General features: G+C 60.4%; 19 protein-coding genes. 14 read left to right on the top strand and 5 right to left on the bottom strand.

Features of this window, described 5'->3' with window-relative positions; translation table 11 throughout:
• Positions 1-146 precede the first annotated feature (146 nt).
• The 5 genes from N688_RS01095 to N688_RS01075 all read left to right on the top strand — a co-directional run bounded on the left by N688_RS01095 (position 147) and on the right by N688_RS01075 (position 4558).
• Positions 147-542: an Asp23/Gls24 family envelope stress response protein gene (locus tag N688_RS01095; protein WP_052887556.1), complete on the top strand. Its 396-nt coding sequence runs from the start codon at positions 147-149 to the stop codon at positions 540-542.
• Between the two features lie 57 nt (positions 543-599).
• Positions 600-2354, top strand: a complete 1755-nt coding sequence (locus N688_RS01090) for a DAK2 domain-containing protein (protein WP_052887555.1) — start codon at positions 600-602, stop codon at positions 2352-2354.
• Positions 2355-2604: 250 nt separating this feature from the next.
• On the top strand, positions 2605-3447 hold the full coding sequence (locus N688_RS01085; RefSeq protein WP_052887554.1) for a DegV family protein: 843 nt from the start codon (positions 2605-2607) through the stop codon (positions 3445-3447).
• A 464-nt stretch (positions 3448-3911) separates the two neighbouring features.
• Positions 3912-4151 carry a hypothetical protein gene (locus N688_RS01080; RefSeq protein ID WP_052887553.1) on the top strand — a complete coding sequence of 80 codons (240 nt, stop codon included), beginning with the start codon at positions 3912-3914 and terminating at the stop codon, positions 4149-4151.
• 2 nt (positions 4152-4153) lie between these two features.
• On the top strand, positions 4154-4558 hold the full coding sequence (locus tag N688_RS01075; protein WP_141727757.1) for a hypothetical protein: 405 nt from the start codon (positions 4154-4156) through the stop codon (positions 4556-4558).
• A gap of 113 nt (positions 4559-4671) precedes the next feature.
• Here the strand turns inward: N688_RS01075 and N688_RS01070 are convergent, their stop codons facing one another.
• The 5 genes from N688_RS01070 to N688_RS01045 all read right to left on the bottom strand — a co-directional run bounded on the left by N688_RS01070 (position 4672) and on the right by N688_RS01045 (position 9369).
• Positions 4672-4863 (bottom strand): hypothetical protein, encoded by a 192-nt coding sequence (locus tag N688_RS01070; protein WP_156025234.1) that lies wholly within the window; start codon positions 4861-4863, stop codon positions 4672-4674.
• Between the two features lie 42 nt (positions 4864-4905).
• A complete protein-coding gene (locus N688_RS01065) occupies positions 4906-5532 on the bottom strand; it encodes a DUF3090 family protein (protein WP_052887550.1) in 627 nt (208 codons plus the stop codon).
• 380 nt (positions 5533-5912) lie between these two features.
• Positions 5913-6896 (bottom strand): D-2-hydroxyacid dehydrogenase, encoded by a 984-nt coding sequence (locus tag N688_RS01060; RefSeq protein ID WP_052887549.1) that lies wholly within the window; start codon positions 6894-6896, stop codon positions 5913-5915.
• A gap of 506 nt (positions 6897-7402) precedes the next feature.
• Entirely contained in the window at positions 7403-8101 is a 699-nt protein-coding gene (locus tag N688_RS01050; protein WP_052887547.1) for a phosphatase PAP2 family protein, read from the bottom strand.
• Positions 8102-8196: 95 nt separating this feature from the next.
• Positions 8197-9369: a glycosyltransferase family 4 protein gene (locus tag N688_RS01045; RefSeq protein WP_052887546.1), complete on the bottom strand. Its 1173-nt coding sequence runs from the start codon at positions 9367-9369 to the stop codon at positions 8197-8199.
• Between the two features lie 387 nt (positions 9370-9756).
• Between N688_RS01045 and N688_RS01040 the strand changes: the two genes are divergently transcribed.
• From N688_RS01040 to atpD, 9 genes are all read left to right on the top strand, one after another.
• A complete protein-coding gene (locus N688_RS01040) occupies positions 9757-10440 on the top strand; it encodes a response regulator transcription factor (protein ID WP_081838383.1) in 684 nt (227 codons plus the stop codon).
• Positions 10441-10829: 389 nt separating this feature from the next.
• Positions 10830-11057 (top strand): AtpZ/AtpI family protein, encoded by a 228-nt coding sequence (locus N688_RS23885; protein ID WP_081838382.1) that lies wholly within the window; start codon positions 10830-10832, stop codon positions 11055-11057.
• A gap of 59 nt (positions 11058-11116) precedes the next feature.
• Positions 11117-12055, top strand: coding sequence for a F0F1 ATP synthase subunit A (gene atpB / locus N688_RS01035; protein WP_052887545.1), 939 nt, complete (start codon positions 11117-11119; stop codon positions 12053-12055).
• 215 nt (positions 12056-12270) lie between these two features.
• Positions 12271-12486 (top strand): ATP synthase F0 subunit C, encoded by a 216-nt coding sequence (gene atpE, locus N688_RS01030; RefSeq protein ID WP_052887544.1) that lies wholly within the window; start codon positions 12271-12273, stop codon positions 12484-12486.
• A gap of 312 nt (positions 12487-12798) precedes the next feature.
• On the top strand, positions 12799-13326 hold the full coding sequence (gene atpF / locus N688_RS01025) for a F0F1 ATP synthase subunit B (RefSeq protein ID WP_052887543.1): 528 nt from the start codon (positions 12799-12801) through the stop codon (positions 13324-13326).
• The gene (atpH, locus tag N688_RS01020; protein ID WP_052887542.1) at positions 13326-13970 is read left to right on the top strand and encodes an ATP synthase F1 subunit delta; all 645 of its coding nucleotides are present in this window, start codon (positions 13326-13328) and stop codon (positions 13968-13970) included. Before atpF ends, atpH begins: the two co-directional genes overlap by 1 nt.
• Before the next feature lie 434 nt (positions 13971-14404).
• Positions 14405-15970, top strand: a complete 1566-nt coding sequence (atpA, locus tag N688_RS01015; RefSeq protein ID WP_052887541.1) for a F0F1 ATP synthase subunit alpha — start codon at positions 14405-14407, stop codon at positions 15968-15970.
• A gap of 19 nt (positions 15971-15989) precedes the next feature.
• Positions 15990-16886: an ATP synthase F1 subunit gamma gene (gene atpG / locus N688_RS01010; RefSeq protein WP_052887540.1), complete on the top strand. Its 897-nt coding sequence runs from the start codon at positions 15990-15992 to the stop codon at positions 16884-16886.
• Between the two features lie 208 nt (positions 16887-17094).
• Positions 17095-18513, top strand: a complete 1419-nt coding sequence (gene atpD / locus N688_RS01005) for a F0F1 ATP synthase subunit beta (protein ID WP_052887539.1) — start codon at positions 17095-17097, stop codon at positions 18511-18513.
• Position 18514: the final 1 nt, after the last annotated feature.

Genomic DNA, 18514 nt, shown 5'->3' with positions numbered 1-18514 from the left:
CTTGCACTCCAGTAAGTAGAGAGCAAAGCGTTAGTAAGCGTTGAGTACGCTCTGCGAGTATAGCAGATTGCCCTCGCTTTGGCAAGTGCGTAGGCCAGAAGACCAGCAGATCAGTAGAGCAGAGAAAGCATAGAGAAGACATGGGTATGCCGAAGCCATCCACGATTCAACCGCAGCACGGAACGCGCCCTTTAGGCAGGATCGAGGTTCTTCCTCATGCGATTCACACCATCGCGGCCCGCGCCGTCAGCGAAAGCTACGGCGTCGTAGGCATTGCCGCACCCCGCCTGCGCAATGGAGAGGCCATCCTTCTTCCCCCCGAACGTAGTGGCGAGGGCATCCAGGTGCGCATTGCCAATGGACGCCTGATCATCGAGGTCTACGTCGTGCTGGAATACGGGCTGCGCATGTCCGAGATCGCTCATAATATCATGAGCAGCGTTAAGTTCTCGGTTGAAAAGATGCTCGGGGTACCCGTGCAGCAGGTAAACGTCAATATCCAGGGGTTGGAACACAGCCCAACCACACGGCGCGAGCACTAACGACAAGGTGTGGGCACCACCTACCTCACTACCACCACCACATAAGGTAAGCGATCTATGCAGGAACAGGCACCAGGTGCTCTACACGCACAAGATGCGCAAGGCAAGCAGGAGACGCAGCGGATTAGCCGCCCGCGGCGGATCAGTGTGCTAGACGGCCAGGACCTGAAGAAGGCCATCATTGCTGGGGCCACCTGGCTGGAGGAGCGACGCGAGAGCATTAACGCCCTCAACGTCTTCCCCGTCCCGGATGGAGATACTGGCTCGAACATGTCCGCCACCATGCAGGCCGCCATCCGGGGGATCATCGATAGCCAGGAGAAGGCGGCGGGGGTGATCGCGGCGCGCATCGCCCATGACGCCCTGTTGGGTGCACGCGGCAACTCGGGGGTGATTCTGTCGCAGGTGCTCCGTGGCCTGGCCCAGGGACTGGAGAAAAAGCAGACCTTTACCTCGCTCGACCTGGCCAATGCTTTGATGGAAGCTTCTCGACTGGCTTCGCGCGCCGTCATCAAACCGGTCGAAGGCACTATCCTGACGGTAGTACGCGACTGCGCCGAGGCTGCGCTGGCCAGCGCGCAGCGCGGCGACGACCTGGTGACCCTGATGCACGAAGTGGTGACTGCGGCGCGGCAATCGGTCGCCCGCACGCCCGAGCTGCTGCCCCTCCTCAAACAGGCGGGAGTGGTCGATGCCGGCGGCCAGGGACTGTGTGTGATTCTCGAAGGGATCTGGCATGCCTTGCGCGGTGAGGGGCGCGAGGCGCGTTCTTCTTCCTCAGCGGCAGCACCCGCCGAGGCCACTCCCCGGCGAGGGCGCGTCAATGTCGAGGAGGAGGAATACGGCTACGAGGTGGTCTTCCTGCTGCGCGGTGAGCATCTCGACGTCGAGCGCATCCGTCAGACAATCATCGACATGGGCGGCGTTTCCACAGTCGTGGCAGGCGATGAAAAGCTGCTCAAGGTCCATACCCATACCCAATGGCCTGGCAAAATCCTGGACTACGGCGTGAGCCTGGGTAGCCTCCTGGACATCAATATCGAGAACCTTCAGGAGCAGAGCCTGGCTTACGCGGCAGAGAGTCGCGCCGAACAGGCGCGAGCCGAAGGTTGGGGCCAGGACACCCTCGCAGGCGACAAGGCTTCGGCCCCCAGCGCCCCGATCGCCACTGTCGCTGTCGTCTCGGGCCCCGGCTTCGAGAAGGTCTATCGCGGCCTGGGCGTGAGTGCCATCGTGCCAGGCGGACAGACTATGAACCCCAGTATCGAAGAGCTGCTGGCAGCTGTCAACTCCGTTGAAGCTGAGCAGGTCATTGTCTTGCCTAATAACAGCAACGTGATCCTCAGCGCGCAGCAGATTCCACGCCTGACCAGCAAACAGGTGGAGGTCATTCCAACCGAGACCTTGCCCCAAGGGATTGCCGCCCTGATGGGTTTCAACTACAGCGCCGACCTGGCCACCAATGCCCAAAGCATGAGCGCCGCCGCCCGACGCATCCAGACCGCCGAGATCACTACGGCAGTGCGAGCCGTACAGATCGATGGCCTGCGCGTGCGAGAAGGCGACATCATCGGTCTGATCAATGGCAATCTGGCTGTGGCCGGCAGCAGTCTGGATGGAGTCATCAACGACCTGCTCCAGCGTATGCATGTCGAGCACTACGAGCTGCTCACCATCTACTACGGCGAAGGGACCAGCGAGACCCACGCTCAGGAAACCGCGGCCCGCATCAAGCAGACCTATTCTCACCTGGAGGTAGAGGTGGTAGATGGCGGCCAACCCTACTACACCTATATTTTCTCGGTTGAATGACAAGACTATAGACAGCAACAGCCGTTCAGAGCGCATGCCCGGCGTCCACTTAGCAGCGTAGCCGTCAGCCAGACCGGGCCGCGCCGAACCCAGAGAGAGACAACCTGGCAGGATCAAGGCCGAGAGGGTCGGTCTCGTCCCGGCGCTCTTCCCGCTACTCTAGCGACAAACATACCCACGCTTCTTGTAAACTGCCATGTGCGCTGGCGCGCATGGCGCAGACAATTCTCTCGCGTTCAGGAGGTGCCTCATGGCCGTCCGCATCGTCACCGATAGCACGGCGGATCTCCCTACAGAACGGGCCGCGGCCCTGGGAATCAGCGTTGTTCCCCTCAAGGTTATTTTTGGCAATGAAGAGTATCTGGACGGAGTCAATCTGGATACGGAGGGCTTTTTCAGGAAGCTGGCTGAGAGCAAGGATTTTCCCCGTACCTCACAGCCAACACCCGCCGACTTTCTCGCCGTCTACCAGCGCCTGATTGAAGAAGGCGCTGAGGCCATTCTCTCGGTCCATCTATCAGCTAAATTCAGCGGAACCTACCAGTCGGCCTGCGCCGCTCGGGCGGCACTGCCCGCAGAGCTGCAACATATCCCTATCGAGGTCGTGGATTCCGAGAGCATTAGCCTGGGGATCGGGATGTCGGTCATGCATGCCGCCGAAGAGGCTCAGCACGGCGACGATCTGGGCTCCATCAAAGCACGCCTGGTCGATCGCTTGCGCCGCACGCGCATCCTGGGCGTACTGGATAATCTGGAGCATCTGCGCCGTGGAGGACGCATCGGACGCGCCAGCGCCTTCATGGGTACGATGTTGAGCTTCAAACCGATTATCGGTATTCAGGCCGGCGAGGTGGTGCCAATTGAGCGCCCGCGCACACGCGCCAAAGCCTACGAGCGGGTGGCTCAACTCTTCCAGGAGGCCAGCCCGGTGGAAGAGGTGGTCATTGTGGAATCAAGCGATGAATTGGGCGAGCAGCTCGCCGCAGCTATGAAGACAGTCTACCCTCAGCCGATTCCACGCTATAAGCTGGGCGCTGTCCTCGGTACCCACACGGGACCCGGCACTGTCGGCATTATCTTTATTACCTCATAGGAGACTTGGACTCCCCCCCTCCCAGACCCGTCGGGCAGGCAACCGCCAGATAGATGGAGAGACCAGGGCAGGTCTTCGGCCCGCCCGACGGCTGCGCTCGGACGGCATGAGGTCATCTCATGCAATAAAGCTGATACATTATGAGATAACCATTGACGACTTGCATCTTCGTCGGTACAATAGTAGGTAGTAGAGCGCTTACCCACGCCAGAAAGGGCTGTGCTGCAGGCACTGCAGGGTTCGCTCTATGTGCGCGCCTCTCAGCCGCGAGCCTTCAGGCTACTTGCCTGCCTGGCTCGATAAGAGGCCAACAGGCAGACGGCACAGAGCCAACGCATGCAGAGTGGCCGTGGAACCTGCGCGGAAGCTTGTAGCCAGAAGACCATGCGTTCACTCACTAGAAGGTTCGTTAGTCAGCCACCATCGTCAATGGTGCAAGCGACGAAGGAGGAACAACCGTGGGAATGCTACGGGTGATGTCACGGCGCGGTGATGATCGTGTCACCTGGGATGAGCAGAAGGTGTTAGCAGGTGACCCCGAAGCACTGGCCGCCGTGCGAGAAGCTGAGCGCATTTTCGCCCAGGAGCGCGCCAGGGGAGCCACTGCTTTTCGTGTCGAGCCCGGGAAGCCTGCTCAGCGCATCGATCGGTTTGACGCGACCGCCGAGCAGATCATCATGGTTCCGCGCGTTGTCGGTGGATGAGCTTGATCTCTGAAATTCTAACGATCCTGGACTGGGTGATCATCGCCACTGCGATGGGAGCCGTTGTTTGGCTGATCACTCAGCCATATTTACGGGGCTGGTCGCGGGCCGAGCGACGGGCCTCCGATCTGCTGCGCGATATTCTGACGCCCGAGCAGTTCCGCCAGCTCCTCTGGCATGGCTATCTGGAGGTGCCTAGCCCTACTGCCCCCCAGCGCATCTATCGCGTGCCCCGCGGTAAAGGCTTCGTCCAGGTCATCGAAAATGGCCGCGCGACGATGCGCCTCTGCCTTCAGCCGGTGGAAAATCTGCCGGACGCCGATATCGTTGTGCTCCATAAGCTGATGATCGAAGGGAACGAGGAACTGTATTTGCAAAAGGCTAATAAGTATCTCTGCACCGATTGACCGCTCAATAAGCAATGGCGCGGCACACGCTGACTCGCCCGCCCACCAGCCCTTCTCAGCAGGCACAGAGCACTGGCTCGCTTGTGGACCTGGGCCCGACGGAGCTTCCCCCATCACACCAGGGTGAGGAAGAGGGCTGACAGGCTCCTGGTCTGCTCTTGCCCTCTGTCCAGCCCATCGCGGCCACAGAGATCGCTCGCTTCCGCCTCTTGGGCCACTGCCTCCCAGCTATCACCCCCCAGCCAGCTTGCCAGGATAATTGCTTGCGCGCTGGCGCGTGCACCGTCTTTCCTCCTGGCAAGCATAGGCCTCTCCCCCCTCCACCACCGCAGCTGAGCTAGCATGCGCTAGTCGCCCTCTTCGTCATCTTCATCATCTTCATCGTCTTCTTCTTCCAGCAACTGGATAATCTGGCGATGGCCGTTCTGCTTCTCGCACATGTGCGGCCCCCCATCCAGGGGCATATGGCAGAAAGGACAAACGGGGCGCCCCGCGGAGACAACTCGCGTGATCGTCTTGGTCAGGGCCTCTGCCTGAGCATGGGTGAAGGCAAAAGTGACCGCTCGATCCTCGCGGACGCGCCCCTGCGGCTCCTGATCTGCCTCCATGATGATCTCCAGGGGAACCGCCATGAGAATGATCAGCTCTCGGCGGAAGTCGTAGCTGAGCTTCAACTGCGCTACCTGAAACTCCTCGTCGGGGATCAGCGGGAAATCAGCAGGCATACCCAGTGGTGCCGCTTCTTCTTCCGCACCTTCCTGCGGGGCTTGCGCCTCAACGTGCAGGATCTTACCTTGCGTCACTTGGGTCAGCAGGCGATCAATGGCGAGCCCCAGCTCATTGAGCTGCATCTTTTCCATCCACATAACGGCAGAGCCACTTTCGCTGCGCGCAAACAGGCGAAAGCGACGCTGTCCCGGTGGGCCAACGGCATCCGCGCCCAGTAGTTCCACCAGACCTAAATCTCTGCTCATCGGACCTCCTCTTTGCCCCTACGTGAAGAGTATCTTGCTCCCTTCTGATAACCAGTTCATCTGTCTCTGCTGCGGCAGCCGCTCCCTCGCCTGGCCTCGGTTACGCCGTGTCGTCCCTCTCTGTGCCCGCCCCTGGCTGTTTGGAGTCAGACAGACCACAGACAGTCAGGACAATCTTGCCCTCTCCCAGCAATTGTAAACGCCGTCTGCCAGAGAGCACAGGGCCGGAGAGAGACCCCAGATCGCGATCCTGGACACCTTCAGAGCCAGGGTGACCTTTGCTCTCTCCTCAGTCTGCCTTTCTTCGCTCACCGGCCCGCTTCGCCGACTTGTGCTTGCGCCTTTCGGCAGCGGAGCCTCCCAAGAGGGTATGGCCGGGATCAGTAGCCGCGTTGCGGATCGTAGCGATTGCGCAGCGGCTCGCCACGGCGATAACGCTGGAGGTTATCGGCAAAGAGCGAGGCCAGCCGGGCACCATAGTGAGTGCTTTCCCCCGAAATATGGGGCGTCAGAATGACATTGGGCAGCGAGTAGAGCGGGCTGTCCTGGGGAAGTGGCTCCATCTCGGTCACATCGAGACCTGCCCCGGCAATCCAGCCCTCGCTCAGGGCCCGAATGAGGGCCTGCTCGTCGATGACCCGCCCACGAGCCACGTTGACCAGATAAGCGGTGCGGCGCATGGCACGTAGCTCCGGCTCACCGATCAAGTGCTCCGTCTCAGGTGTCAGCGGCGTTGCGATCACAACGTAGTCGCACAGCGGCAGCATCTCGCGTAGCTGGCTGAAAGCATAATAGCGCTCAATATCTTGATCCTGCTCACCTCCCCTGGCCGAGCGCCTCACTCCCAAGACACGCATGCCAAAGGCTCGCCCGAGATGCGCAACGTAGCGCCCGATGTGGCCCGCGCCTATGATCCCCAGCGTCTGCCCATAGAGTTCTAGCGTGCGCAGATGATACCAGGCGGTGTTGCCCCAAATACGACGATCCTGCAGGCGCACCAGCTCGGGCCAGGAACGATTGAACATGATCATGCTGCCAAAGACATACTCCCCAATAGTTGAGGCATGGATTCCAGAAGCAGTGGTCACAATCACCCCACTGGCTGGATCAAGCAGGCCCGTGTCACGCAGGCCATCAACGCCCGCACCGGCGAACTGGAGCCAACGCAGACGCGGGGCAAGCTGACGGATGTTCTTGGGTAACCAGAAGCCACAGATGACCTCGACCTCCTCCGCCTGCGCCGCCAGCTCCTCGTCCCGCGTGGCCATCACCACTTCGCCCTGGGCCGCTTCGCGAATCTTCACCAGCGCTTCTTCATTGAAGGGGAAGGTACAGAGCACTTTCAGACCCTGATGTTGACTCACAGCCAGACTCTCCTTACCAGATCAGACGAGCATTTGCCGAGACAATATAACAGTGCAGTGAAAACAGGCTCGCTGAGCGTCACCGCATCTCTCCCCTCAGTCTATCCGAATTGGCTGCTTTCTGGCAAGCCGTCGCTTGAGCAGTCCTTGCCTCTAGTCAAGCCCTCGATACCTCCGCCTCGCCCACCAGACCAGCCCAGTGAACGCCAGCAACGAGGACAAAAAGCGCTTGCGTGCTCAACTCTAGCAGCGCGACAAGCTTCTGAAGCAAATAGCCATCCATCGTAGTCAGCAAGCAATACACATACAATCGTTGCGCAGACTCAGGGAATTGTTCTGGAGCAGTATAGAAAGCAAGAGCGTGGAAAGTCAAGAGAGAAGGACGCGGTAGCCCCAACTCAGTACCAGCTTCTGCCCTGGCCAGGGCCGTGGAAATGGTCGCCCTGGCCCTTCACCGCCAGCAAGCCGGCTCGACGCCGGAACTGGACCGGGGAAGAGGCGCAGATTTAGAGACCCACCAGTAGGAGCAGGCCCAGAGCCAGACTCATGCTGAGAAGGGCCCCGCTGATTACCTGAGCAGGGGTATGGCGTCCTAACGCCACCCGTGACCAGCAGACGAGCACCAGCAGAAGGAAGGATGGCAGAAAAACCAGGCCATAGAGGGCGGTCAAGACCGTAGCCGCTCCAGCTAGCGTCGCCGCGTGAATGCTGATCTTCCACCAGAGAGTAATCAGCAGGAGCAGCAACCCCAGCAGCAAGGTCAGGCTCAGCGCCAGCTCCAGGCTCCGCGGCGCATGCAACAGGAGGAGCAAGAGCAATCCTAGACCATAGGAGAGGAGACTGACGAGGAAGGGATGCCAGCGCTCATGGCGGCGCGTGAGGTCCAGATCGCTCACCAGCCCCAGGCGCATAGCCAGAAGTACATAGAACAGGGGACCAGCACAGACGAAGCCCAGCGTCAGGAGAGCAAAGCCGAGCGCAGGCCAGAGCGAGGAGCAGCGATAGAGGGCCACCAGCAGCACAAAGGGGACCGAGATAGCAGCCGGTGAACAGACCAACGAAATGCCGCGCGCGAGGCGCAAAACATATGCCGAAGGCCCAGGCCTCAGTGGTTGAGGATCGGCAAACACCTGGGAATCTTCCTGAGCCAGAGCCAGGCGCCCGCCAGCTCTATCGAGGGCAGTTTCAGGGATCAATTTGGACATCGGGCCTCTTTCTTCCTGTAACTTCATGGCCGCATCCTACGCAGGCCGGCAGCGGTCCAGTTTCAGGATACCCACCACTCGGCGGGTGGACCCCATCAAGCCGCCAGCAGCGTCTGCTCTCGCTGTCGAATCACTTCCTCATAGCCACGCAGCAGCGACTCCATCGCCTCATACCAGCTATATCTGGCAGCCTGAGCGAGCGCTGCGGAGCGCATGCGCTCGCGTGTCGCTCGCTCATAGATCAGGCGAGCGAGCAATTGCCGATAGACGGCGACCTGGGCCTCCGGGCTAAGACCAGCGGGGTCCAGCAGCAGGCCCTGCTCCTGCGGAACTACCAGATCGCAGACTCCGTCGGCTTGCAGCGCGACCACTGGCAGGCCGGAGGCCATTGCCTCAAGGACCACCTGGCCAAAGGTCTCGGTGGCCGACGGGAAGGCAAAGACATCGGCAGAAGCGTAGGCCTCCGCCAGGGCTTCACCACTGAGATAGCCGGTAAAAGTAACTGGCAGCCCAGCCAGAGCCTGGCGCAGCTCCGTCATGGCCGGCCCTCCACCAACCACAACCAGATGGCAGTGACGATGATCCAGCTGGCGATAAGCATTAGCCAACAACAAGAGATTCTTCTCGCGCGAGATGCGCCCTACATAGAGCAAGACACAGCGCTCGTCTTCCCCCTCCTCAGTAGTACCCAGCCAGGCGGCGCGCAGGGCCGAGCGGCGACGTTCAGGCCGAAAGAGCGTGCTGTCCACACCGCGGGGCCAGAGCCGCACACGCTGAAAGCCCTGACAGCGCAAAGCTCTGGCCGTTGAAGGAGACGGACAGAAGGTCAGAGAGCAGTGATTGTGCAGAAAGCGATTGTAGCGCCACATAGGGCCTGTTGCCCAGGGAAAGCCAAAGTGACGACAATAGGCGGCAAGATTGGTATGGTAGGAAGAGACAAGGGGGCGCCGCAGCAGCCTGGCCACGGCCACCCCCACGGCACCCAGCACGACGGGATCAACAACATGGATGATATCCGGCTGGAACTCCTGGAGCTTCTTCACAAAGAGAGGACGGAAAAAGTTGAACCTGAGTTCTGGGTAGAAAGGCAGCGGCAAACCGGGCGTCGTCACAATCTCCGCTCCGGCATACTCATGCATTCCACAGCGCGGGCCTAACAAGAGCGCTCGGTGACCGCTGGTCTCAAGATGAGAGAGGAGCCGCGCCAGCGTGCGCGTCACCCCATCTAGCTTGGGCAAGAAATTCTCAGTAATAATCGCAACCCGCATCGCAGTCCTCCTTTGTCTCCTGCTCTACACCGTCCTCGCCTCTTCCCTTCCGCGCCTCATCGCTGCGGGCAGACCAGGGCAACCACTAGCCCTGACCCCGGCTAGCCCTCCCTCGGAGCCTCCCTACAACACTTCTCAAGAGAATCTTCAGCCAGCAGCGTTATAGCTCTGTAAAATTCCCTCAAAGAACCCGTTAAGCCTCGACAAAATTTGTGCGCGCGACAGAGATTTCACTGTTCATCTCTCAGCAGAAGAGATAGAATATCCTATAGAGGGAAGGGGTCGCAGCCCAAGAAGAGGGAGAGGAAGCAGCAAGGATTAGAGCGACGAAGCAGCGGCCACCAGCCCCCCGCCAGCCGCCAGTTAGACAGAAGAGGGAGGTCAGCAGTGTCGACACCAGTTATTCGGCTTCTCCTCTGCGAGGACCAGACGCTGATGCGCCAGGGCCTGCGCACAATTCTCGATCTGGAACCAGGCCTGGAGGTTGTGGGCGAGGCCGCGAACGGCGAGGAGGCGGTCAGGCGCTACCGCGAGCTGCGACAGGCCGGCCAGGGACCAGACATCGTCTTGATGGATATCCAGATGCCCATCATGAGTGGGGTGGAGGCAACCGCCGCTATTTTGAGCGCTTACCCGGAGGCAAAGGTGATCATTCTGACCACCTTCGACTACGACGACTACGTCTTCGAGTCCATCAAAGCCGGGGCGGCGGGCTATGTGCTCAAGGACCTGCCCGCCGAAGAGCTGGCGGCCACCATCCGCCGGGTGGCTCAGGGGGAACCGTTCATTCAACCGAGCATCGCCAGCAAGCTGCTCATCGAGTTTGGCCGGCGAGAAAAAAGGAGCCAGAGCCAGCACCAGAGCAGCGAGGGCATGGGAGAGGGGCTGAGCGTCCGCGAGCGAGAGGTCCTGCGCTTACTAGCCCAGGGAGCCAGCAATCGCGAAATCGCCCAGCAACTCTATCTGGCCGAGGGTACCGTCAAAAACCACGTCTCCAACATCTTGAGCAAGCTGCAGGTGACAAACCGTACCCAGGCCGCGAGCAAGGCCCGCGAGCACAAGCTCATCTGATCTGACCTGATTGGCACCGGGCCGGGCAGAGCCGATGACCAGCCTTCCCTGGCAGACAAGCACGAGAGGATCTCTCACTATCAGAGTCCATAAATAATAGAGACGGCCCAGCTGAGCAAGGGCCGGGGAGAGCAGAGCAGCCGTGCTCGCGTCGCGGCAGCCCGACTACCGCGACGCGAGCACGGCTATCCGTAGAAATGCGCAATTGACGAGGCGGCACGGCTTTCCGGCTGCCTGCTCTCTGAAGGCGAGAAAGCGGCTTGGGACAGGAAGCGAGCCGGGAACGAAGGCGCTTGAGGGATGCTGTCATTGCGTTGCACAGACAGTCAGCCTTATGCTATAATCCTCACGGTATGATATAATCGTGAGACAAGCGGGACAACAAAAGGATGAGTAAGAAGCCTCCCCCCACCCTGTGGGAACTCGTGGGGCCAGTGGGAGGATTGGGGTTCACGATCGCAGTCCCCATTGCTGCAGGAGCCATTCTTGGTCACTACCTGGATGGCGTGTTGCGTACCGCACCGTTGTGTATACTTCTCGGGCTGCTGCTTGGCCTGATTACGGGAATATACGGCGCGTACCGTTTATTTAAAATCTTCTTCTCAAGCATGAGATAGACGGCGTCGACGTTGACAGACCGGGCCACGCAGAGCACGATTCGGATGGAGGATATTGAGTGCTCTGGAGATTTCCTGAGGTATCCCTGGCACCAGAGGTGATATGGAATCCAGGCGGTATCTTTCCGATAACCAATACGCTATTATGCACCTGGATTACTATTCTTGCTCTGGTTGCCTTTTTCTACTTTGGCACACGCAACGCTTCGCTGATCCCCTCGGGTTTTCAAAACTTCGTGGAGTGGATCGTCGAATTTGTGGTAAATCTGGTCAACGGTGTGGTTGGCTCGCGGAAGGACAAAGCGGCACGTTTCTTCCCGTGGGTCGCCTCCTTCTTCATCTTCATTCTCGTCGCCAACCTGATGGACGTGCTGCCGGGTGTCGACACCATTGGCACGCTCAAAGGAGAGGAGGTCGCCCATGTGGGAGGCAACTGCGCGCCGGTCTTGGGCTTCCTGCCTTCGTGTCAGCCGCTCTCGTTGGGGCCGATCCATTTCCTCTTTGGCAACCTTTCGAACCTGATCATCCCCTGGTTTCGTCCGCCGACCACCGATCTTAACCTGACGGTGGCGATGGCCCTGCTTTCGGTGGGGGCGACCCAGTTCTTCGGCTTCTACCATCTGGGTGCCAAAGAGCACCTGTCCAAGTACTTCAATTTCCGAGCACTACGCAAAGGTCCGATGGGCCTTATCGATGTTGTTGTCGGGCTGCTGGAGATCATCTCCGAAGCCGCGCGTATCATTTCCTTCTCCTTCCGTCTCTTTGGCAATATCTTCGCCGGTAGCCTTGTGCTGGCTGCGTTTGCCTTCATCCTGCCATTCGTTGCCGCGATCATCTTCATTCCCTTTGAGATCTTCGTCGCGGTGATGCAGGCTCTGATCTTCTCCCTGCTGACCCTGGTCTTCATGGAGATCGGCACCACCAGTCACGAGGCTCATGAGGAGCACCTTGTCGAAGAGGAGCAGAAGGTACTACAAGGGGAGAAGGCCGCCGCGTAGTGCCTGCACCTCGCCGTCTGCGAGCCTCCTCAGCCGCCTGGTCGGGGAGGTTCTCTTGTGAACGCGCCCGCCCGATTGTTCCGAGTGTCGCGGGTTCACATCAACGCGGGTGCAGCGCAGGCTGAGCGAGGGGTATCACTTGTCCGCTTGATATCAAAAACAATCAACCAGGAACGAACCAACGAAGCTTTGTCCTTAAAGGAGGATATTCAGCTATGTCGCAGTTAGCTGTCGCTTTGGCTATTGGTCTGGGGGCTATTGGCCCGGGTCTGGGCATCGGAATCGCTGCCGGTCAGGCGGCCTCGGCTATCGGGCGCAATCCCGAGGCGGAGCCGCAGATCCGTATCAATATGATTCTGGGTCTGGTCTTCGCCGAGGCCATTGCCATTTACGCACTGGTCATCGCCATCCTGCTCCAGTTCGTGAAGTAAGCTGTAGGGGCAGGCAAGGACAAGACGAGCTGGCCCGTCGCATCGAAGTAGGCGCCCGGCTCCGCCCGGAGTGCCTCGCGGGCTGCTCGTCCTGCTTGCTGAAACGAACGCACGTAGTGCGCCTGACGATGCGGGTATGTCCAACGTCCCTCACGCCCAGCACCATCTCGAACCCTGTTCTTCCTCCCTCCCCGTTCGAGGGAGGGCGAGGAATGTGATGTTTCTCAGGATTTTTTTGATCGGTCTCTCCGCTGGCCTACCCGCATGGAGGGCGACCACTGAATGCCTTGAAGAAAAAAGGAGGGGGTCGGCGTGACTTTGATTCTCGCAGCGAGTCCGCTGGAGGGCCTGGGTATCAATACCTTTGCCTTCCTCTCGCAGCTCGTTAGCTTCATCATTGTGCTGATTCTTCTGCGCAAGTGGGCTTTGCCCATTGTTCAGCGCATGCTTGATAGACGCGCCGCCATTATCCGCGAGGGCATCGAGAACGCCGAGCGAGCGCGGGAGGAGCTGAAGAATGCCACCGCCCGCGCCGAGCAGCTGCTGGCCGAGGCGCGTCGCGAGGCCCAGGAGGTCATCGCTAACGCGCAGCGCGCCGCCGAGCGCGAGGCCCGTCGCATCGAGGAGGAGGCCCTGGCGCGCGCCCGCCAGATCGAGCAGCAGCAGGTTGAGCGTATCCGCCAGGAGGCCGCTCGCGCTCGTGCCGACCTGAGCCGCCTGGTGGTCAATCTCTCGATCGCAGCCGCCGGGAAGGTGATCAGTAAGTCCGTCGATAGCAGTGATAACCGCCGCCTGGTTGAAGAGTTCGTCAATGCCAGCCAGGCTACGAAGGGACAGTAATGCTTAAGGGAGCGATCGCACGCCGCTACGCTGAAGCTATCTTCACTATCGCGCGGCAGCAGCAGACGATTGATCGCACTCTCGACGAGGTGCGTTCCATCGCTGAACTGTTTGCTCAGCGCAAGATGGCCTATCTGCTGAGCGAGCCGAAAATCCCCCTGGCGCGCAAGGAGCAGGCGCTGCGTCAGGCGCTTGCGTCGCGGGTTCTGCCGACGTCGCTCAATCTCGCATTGCTGGTGGTCCAGCGTAATCTGGTCGAGTTGATGCCGAATATTGCGCGCGAACTCGAACAGCTCGTACTTCGGTATAAGAACCAGGCCATCGCCGAGGTGATTACGGCGGCTCCTCTCGATGAGGCCGCGCTTCAGCGTGTGAAGCAGGCGTTAGAGCGAAGAACTGGAAAACAGATTATCCTGCAGACAAAGGTCGAGCCGGAGATTCTGGGAGGGATTATCGCCCGCGTCGGCGATGAGGTCATCGATGCCAGCGTCCAGCATCGGCTGGCTACCCTTCAGCAGCGCTTGCTGCAGGAGACTGCCGCCCATAGTTCTGAACTGCTGGCTTCGCTGGACCTGCCCGCCGAATTGGCGACGGTCAACGACCCACCAGCCAGGGACCGCCCTGAGCCGACACGCACTCAGTAGAGCAGGGATCAGGCTCACATAGACTCGCTTGCCTGCTCTCGCCCGGCTGACTGGCGCGCTGCAGGCAGGAGGTTTGTCGGCTTGCGTGTTGAGGTGTCGGCTCCTCGACCCTCTCTCTGGTTGCTGGCCGTTGCTCTTTTGCTTGCTCGCTTGTTCATTTGTTGCTTCTCGTTCGCCAGTTGGTGAATCTGTACTTTAGCGTTTTGCCCATCGCTCGCTCTCGTCCGTAACGGGCCGGCTGCCCTGCTGTCTGCTGGTCCGCCTTGTTGTTGCCCGCCGTCCGCTCAGTCTGAGGCCGGCACAGCAGGCTTACGCCGGGTTGGCCTGTACACGCATGCCGCTTCGCTTCTCTGCCTGGCGCCTGCGTGGATCGGCTTCTTTCTTGTTCCGGCTGGCCTCTATGGCGAGGAGAGATTACCTGAGGAGGAAAGACGATGGCATCGTGGGCAGATGAAATCAGTGCCATCATCGAACGCAATATTGTTGGCTTCGATCAAAGCCAGCCTGCCACGGCCAGCGTCGGGACCGTGATCGCCGTCCAGGACGGCATCGCCCGCGTCTATGGCTTGCAGGATGTGAAATATCTGGAGTTGGTAGATTTCCCCCGCACCGGGCTGAAGGGCATGGCCTTCAACCTGGAGGAGGAAACGGTCGGTATCATCATCCTCGGCGACTATACTGAGCTGCGCGAGGATGATGAGGTGCGCACGACCGGTCAGGTGATTTCGGTCCCCGTCGGCGACGCTCTGATCGGGCGCGTGGTCAATGCCCTCGGCGAGCCTATCGACGATAAGGGGCCGATCATTACCAATAAGCGGCGCCCGATCGAGCGCGTGGCTCCCGGCGTGATTACGCGCCGCTCGGTGAATACACCAGTGCAGACCGGTATTAAGGCCATCGATGCGATGATCCCTATCGGTCGCGGCCAGCGCGAGCTGATCATTGGCGACCGCCAGACCGGTAAGACGGCCATCGCTATCGATACGATCATTAACCAGAAGGGCAAAGATCTGATCTGCATCTATGTGGCCATCGGCCAGAAGAATTCTTCGGTGGCGCGCACTATCGCGACCCTGGAGAAGTATGGGGCGATGGAGCATACGATCGTAGTGGTGGCCGGCGCGGCTGATCCGGCCCCGATGAAGTATATCGCCCCTTACGTTGGCTGCGCGATTGGCGAGGAGTTTATGGAGTCGGGCCGCGATGCGCTGATCGTCTACGACGATTTGACGAAGCACGCCGAGGCCTACCGCAACATTTCGCTGATCATCCGCCGCCCACCAGGCCGCGAGGCCTACCCCGGTGATGTCTTCTACTTGCATTCGCGCCTGCTGGAGCGCGCAGCTCGCCTGAACGAGGACTACGGCGGCGGCTCCTTGACCGCTTTGCCAATCATTGAGACGAAGGCTAACGATATCTCGGCCTATATTCCGACCAACGTCATTTCAATCACCGACGGCCAGATCTTCCTGGAGACCGACCTGTTTAACGCCGGTATCCGCCCGGCGATTAACGTCGGTATCTCGGTCTCGCGCGTGGGCAGCAGCGCCCAGACACGCGCTATGCGTCAGGTGGCTGGCTCGCTGCGCCTGGATCTGGCTCAGTTCCGCGAGCTGGCAGCCTTCGCCCAGTTCGCTTCCGACCTCGATAAGGCCACGCGCGCCCGCATCGAGCGCGGTCAGCGCCTGACAGAGATCCTCAAGCAGAAACAGTACCAGCCGCTTGAGGTGGAGAAGCAGGTGATGATCATCTACGCTGCAACACAGGGCTACCTCGACGATGTGCCTCTGGAGCTGATCCAGGAGTGGGAGGCGGCTTTCCATCGCTATATGGAGGCCAACCACCCAGAGATCGGTCAGGAGATCATCGAGAAGTCGGTCAAGCAGCGCAACAATATGTCCGACGATCTGCTGGCACGTCTGCGAGCCGCTATTGAGGAGTTCAAGAAGACCGCCGCACCGCAGCCGCAGAAGGCTCAAGCAGCAGCAGCAGCTAGCTAGCTAGGAGGCGGAGAGAGCTATGCCATCAACCCGCGAGATTCGGCGGCGCATCAGGACGGTCAAGAATATTGCTCAGATCACGCGCACCTTCCAGATGATCGCCAGCAGCCGCATGCGGCGCGCACAGGAGCGGGTACAGCGGGCGCGCCCTTATGCGGAGCAGATTCGAGAGCTGGTGTCACGCCTGGCGACGGTGGCCGGCGAGGATGTGGGCAGTGAGCTGGCCTTGCTACGCAGCCGTCCGGTGAAGCGCGTCGGCCTCATTGTGATCTCGCCCAACCGCGGCTTCTGCGGCGCGCTGCCGAGCAATATTAACCGTAAAGCGTCCTCGACGGCTCTGGAGATCCAGGAAGAGGTACAGCGGGCCGAGGGGCAGCGCCCGGCTGTCTCGTTCGTGGCTATTGGTCGCAAGGGGCGCGACTTCGTTGTGCGGACGCAGCAGCACTTGCTGGCCGAGTTTACGCAACTGAATGATAATCCGTCGATGAACGATGCGTCGGCGGTGGCCCAGGTGGCGATGGATGCTTTCCTAAGCGGCGAAGTGGACGTTGTCTACCTGGTTTACGCTCGCTTTGTGAGCACGACCTCGCAGCAGCCGGTGGCGATCCAGTTGCTGCCGGTGCAGCCGCCGCGGAGTGAGGGCAGTAGCGAGCGTCAGCGCATTGACTATATCTACGAGCCGGACCCGCAGGCCATCTTCGAGGCTCTGCTGCCGCGCTATGTGGATGTCCAGGTCTATCTGGCGCTGCTTGAGGCCCGGGCCAGCGAGGAGTCGGCGCGTATGGTGGCGATGAAGAACGCTACCGACAATGCCAACGAGCTGGTCGATGATCTGACGCTGGCCTACAACAAGGCCCGCCAGGCCAGCATTACGACGCAGATTCTTGAGGTGGTAGCCGGCGCGGGCGAGCTGTAGTCAGCCCTCGCGCCTGGTCAGTCATGGCCACCCGGCGCGAGTCCGTTGCCCACGGCAACGGTTTCGATCAGGGACACGTAACAGTTTGTAACGAAACGAACGCTGAACGGAAGCGGGATGGATGCAGCAGGCTTGCGAGCAGGCTTGCGCGCCTTGCTGGTAGTGAGCGACTGCGTTGTCGAGGCTTCCGCAGGAGGCGAAGAGATACATGACGACAAAGACACTTGCCAAGGGGAGGGTGGTCCAGGTGCTCGGGGCCGTGGTCGATGTGGAGTTTCCCCCCGAGCAGCTGCCTCCTATCTATAATGAGCTGGTAGTTCGCCCCGAGGGCTCCGATGAGGAGCTGTCGCTGGAGGTGGAGCAGCACCTGGGCAATAACTGGGTGCGCTGCGTGGCAATGGGTCCGACCGATGGTCTGCAGCGTGGCCTGGAGGTCATCGATCGCGGCCAGCCCATCTCTGTCCCGGTCGGCCCCAAGACGCTGGGGCGCATCTTCAATGTGCTCGGCCAGCCAATCGACAATAAGCCGCCAGTGGCCGATGTGCCGCGTCTGCCGATCCATCGTCCTCCTCCGAGCCTGGAGGAGCAGGCTAAGGAGGTGCAGGTCTTCGAGACCGGTCTGAAGGTGATCGATCTGATCTGTCCTTTCATGCGCGGTGGTAAGGTTGGCGCCTTCGGCGGCGCGGGCGTGGGCAAGACGGTGATCATCCAGGAGCTGATCAATAACGTGGCCAAGGCCCACGGCGGCTATAGCGTCTTCGCTGGCGTTGGCGAGCGCACGCGCGAGGGGAACGATCTCTACCATGAGATGCAGGAAGCCGGCGTGATCGACCGCCTGGCGATGGTCTTCGGCCAGATGAATGAGCCGCCTGGGGCACGTCTGCGTGTGGCCTTGACCGGCCTGACGATCGCGGAGTATTTCCGCGATGAGGAAGGTAAGGACGTGCTGCTCTTCATCGATAATATCTTCCGCTTCACGCAGGCTGGTTCTGAGGTGTCCGCTCTGCTCGGGCGTATGCCTTCGGCGGTGGGCTATCAGCCAAACCTGGCGGAGGAGATGGGCGAGCTGCAGGAGCGCATCACTTCGACGACACGCGGCTCGATTACGTCAATGCAGGCGGTCTATGTGCCGGCGGACGACTACACCGATCCGGCGCCGGCGACGACCTTCGCGCACCTGGATTCGACGATCGTGCTCGACCGCGCGATCTTCGAGCAGGCCATTTTCCCGGCGGTCGATCCTCTGGCTTCGACCAGCCGCGTGCTCGATCCGCAGTTCGTAGGTCAGGAGCACTACGATACGGCTCGCGGCGTGCAGCGCGTGCTGCAGCGCTATAAGGATCTGCAGGATATCATCGCTATTATGGGTGTCGATGAGCTGTCCGAGGAGGATAAGCTGATCGTCTCGCGCGCGCGCAAGATCCAGCGCTTCTGCTCACAGCCGATGTTCGTGGCCGAGGTCTTTACGGGCCGCCCCGGGAAGTATGTGCCGCTCAAGGAGACGGTGCGCGGCTTCAAGGGCATCCTTGAGGGCAAGTACGATCATATCCGCGAGGAGCATTTCTATATGGCGGGTACGATCGATGAGGTGATCGAGCGCCACGAGCGCGAGCAGAGGTCTCTCTAAG

The sequence above is a fragment of the Thermogemmatispora carboxidivorans genome (assembly GCF_000702505.1).
Taxonomy (GTDB): domain Bacteria; phylum Chloroflexota; class Ktedonobacteria; order Ktedonobacterales; family Ktedonobacteraceae; genus Thermogemmatispora; species Thermogemmatispora carboxidivorans.
This window is presented reverse-complemented; position numbering and strand designations above follow the sequence as displayed.

What these genes read in the sequence shown, in the direction of transcription:
- atpG (WP_052887540.1), top strand. Translation starts at nt 15,990, where the DNA reads ATGCCATCAACCCGCGAGATTCGGCGGCGCATCAGGACGGTCAAGAAT.
- N688_RS01065 (WP_052887550.1), bottom strand. Translation starts at nt 5,532, where the DNA reads ATGAGCAGAGATTTAGGTCTGGTGGAACTACTGGGCGCGGATGCCGTT.
- atpD (WP_052887539.1), top strand. Translation starts at nt 17,095, where the DNA reads ATGACGACAAAGACACTTGCCAAGGGGAGGGTGGTCCAGGTGCTCGGG.
- N688_RS01070 (WP_156025234.1), bottom strand. Translation starts at nt 4,863, where the DNA reads ATGCTTGCCAGGAGGAAAGACGGTGCACGCGCCAGCGCGCAAGCAATT.
- N688_RS01080 (WP_052887553.1), top strand. Translation starts at nt 3,912, where the DNA reads ATGCTACGGGTGATGTCACGGCGCGGTGATGATCGTGTCACCTGGGAT.
- N688_RS23885 (WP_081838382.1), top strand. Translation starts at nt 10,830, where the DNA reads ATGAGTAAGAAGCCTCCCCCCACCCTGTGGGAACTCGTGGGGCCAGTG.
- N688_RS01050 (WP_052887547.1), bottom strand. Translation starts at nt 8,101, where the DNA reads ATGTCCAAATTGATCCCTGAAACTGCCCTCGATAGAGCTGGCGGGCGC.
- atpE (WP_052887544.1), top strand. Translation starts at nt 12,271, where the DNA reads ATGTCGCAGTTAGCTGTCGCTTTGGCTATTGGTCTGGGGGCTATTGGC.
- N688_RS01090 (WP_052887555.1), top strand. Translation starts at nt 600, where the DNA reads ATGCAGGAACAGGCACCAGGTGCTCTACACGCACAAGATGCGCAAGGC.
- atpH (WP_052887542.1), top strand. Translation starts at nt 13,326, where the DNA reads ATGCTTAAGGGAGCGATCGCACGCCGCTACGCTGAAGCTATCTTCACT.
- atpA (WP_052887541.1), top strand. Translation starts at nt 14,405, where the DNA reads ATGGCATCGTGGGCAGATGAAATCAGTGCCATCATCGAACGCAATATT.
- N688_RS01045 (WP_052887546.1), bottom strand. Translation starts at nt 9,369, where the DNA reads ATGCGGGTTGCGATTATTACTGAGAATTTCTTGCCCAAGCTAGATGGG.
- N688_RS01085 (WP_052887554.1), top strand. Translation starts at nt 2,605, where the DNA reads ATGGCCGTCCGCATCGTCACCGATAGCACGGCGGATCTCCCTACAGAA.
- N688_RS01095 (WP_052887556.1), top strand. Translation starts at nt 147, where the DNA reads ATGCCGAAGCCATCCACGATTCAACCGCAGCACGGAACGCGCCCTTTA.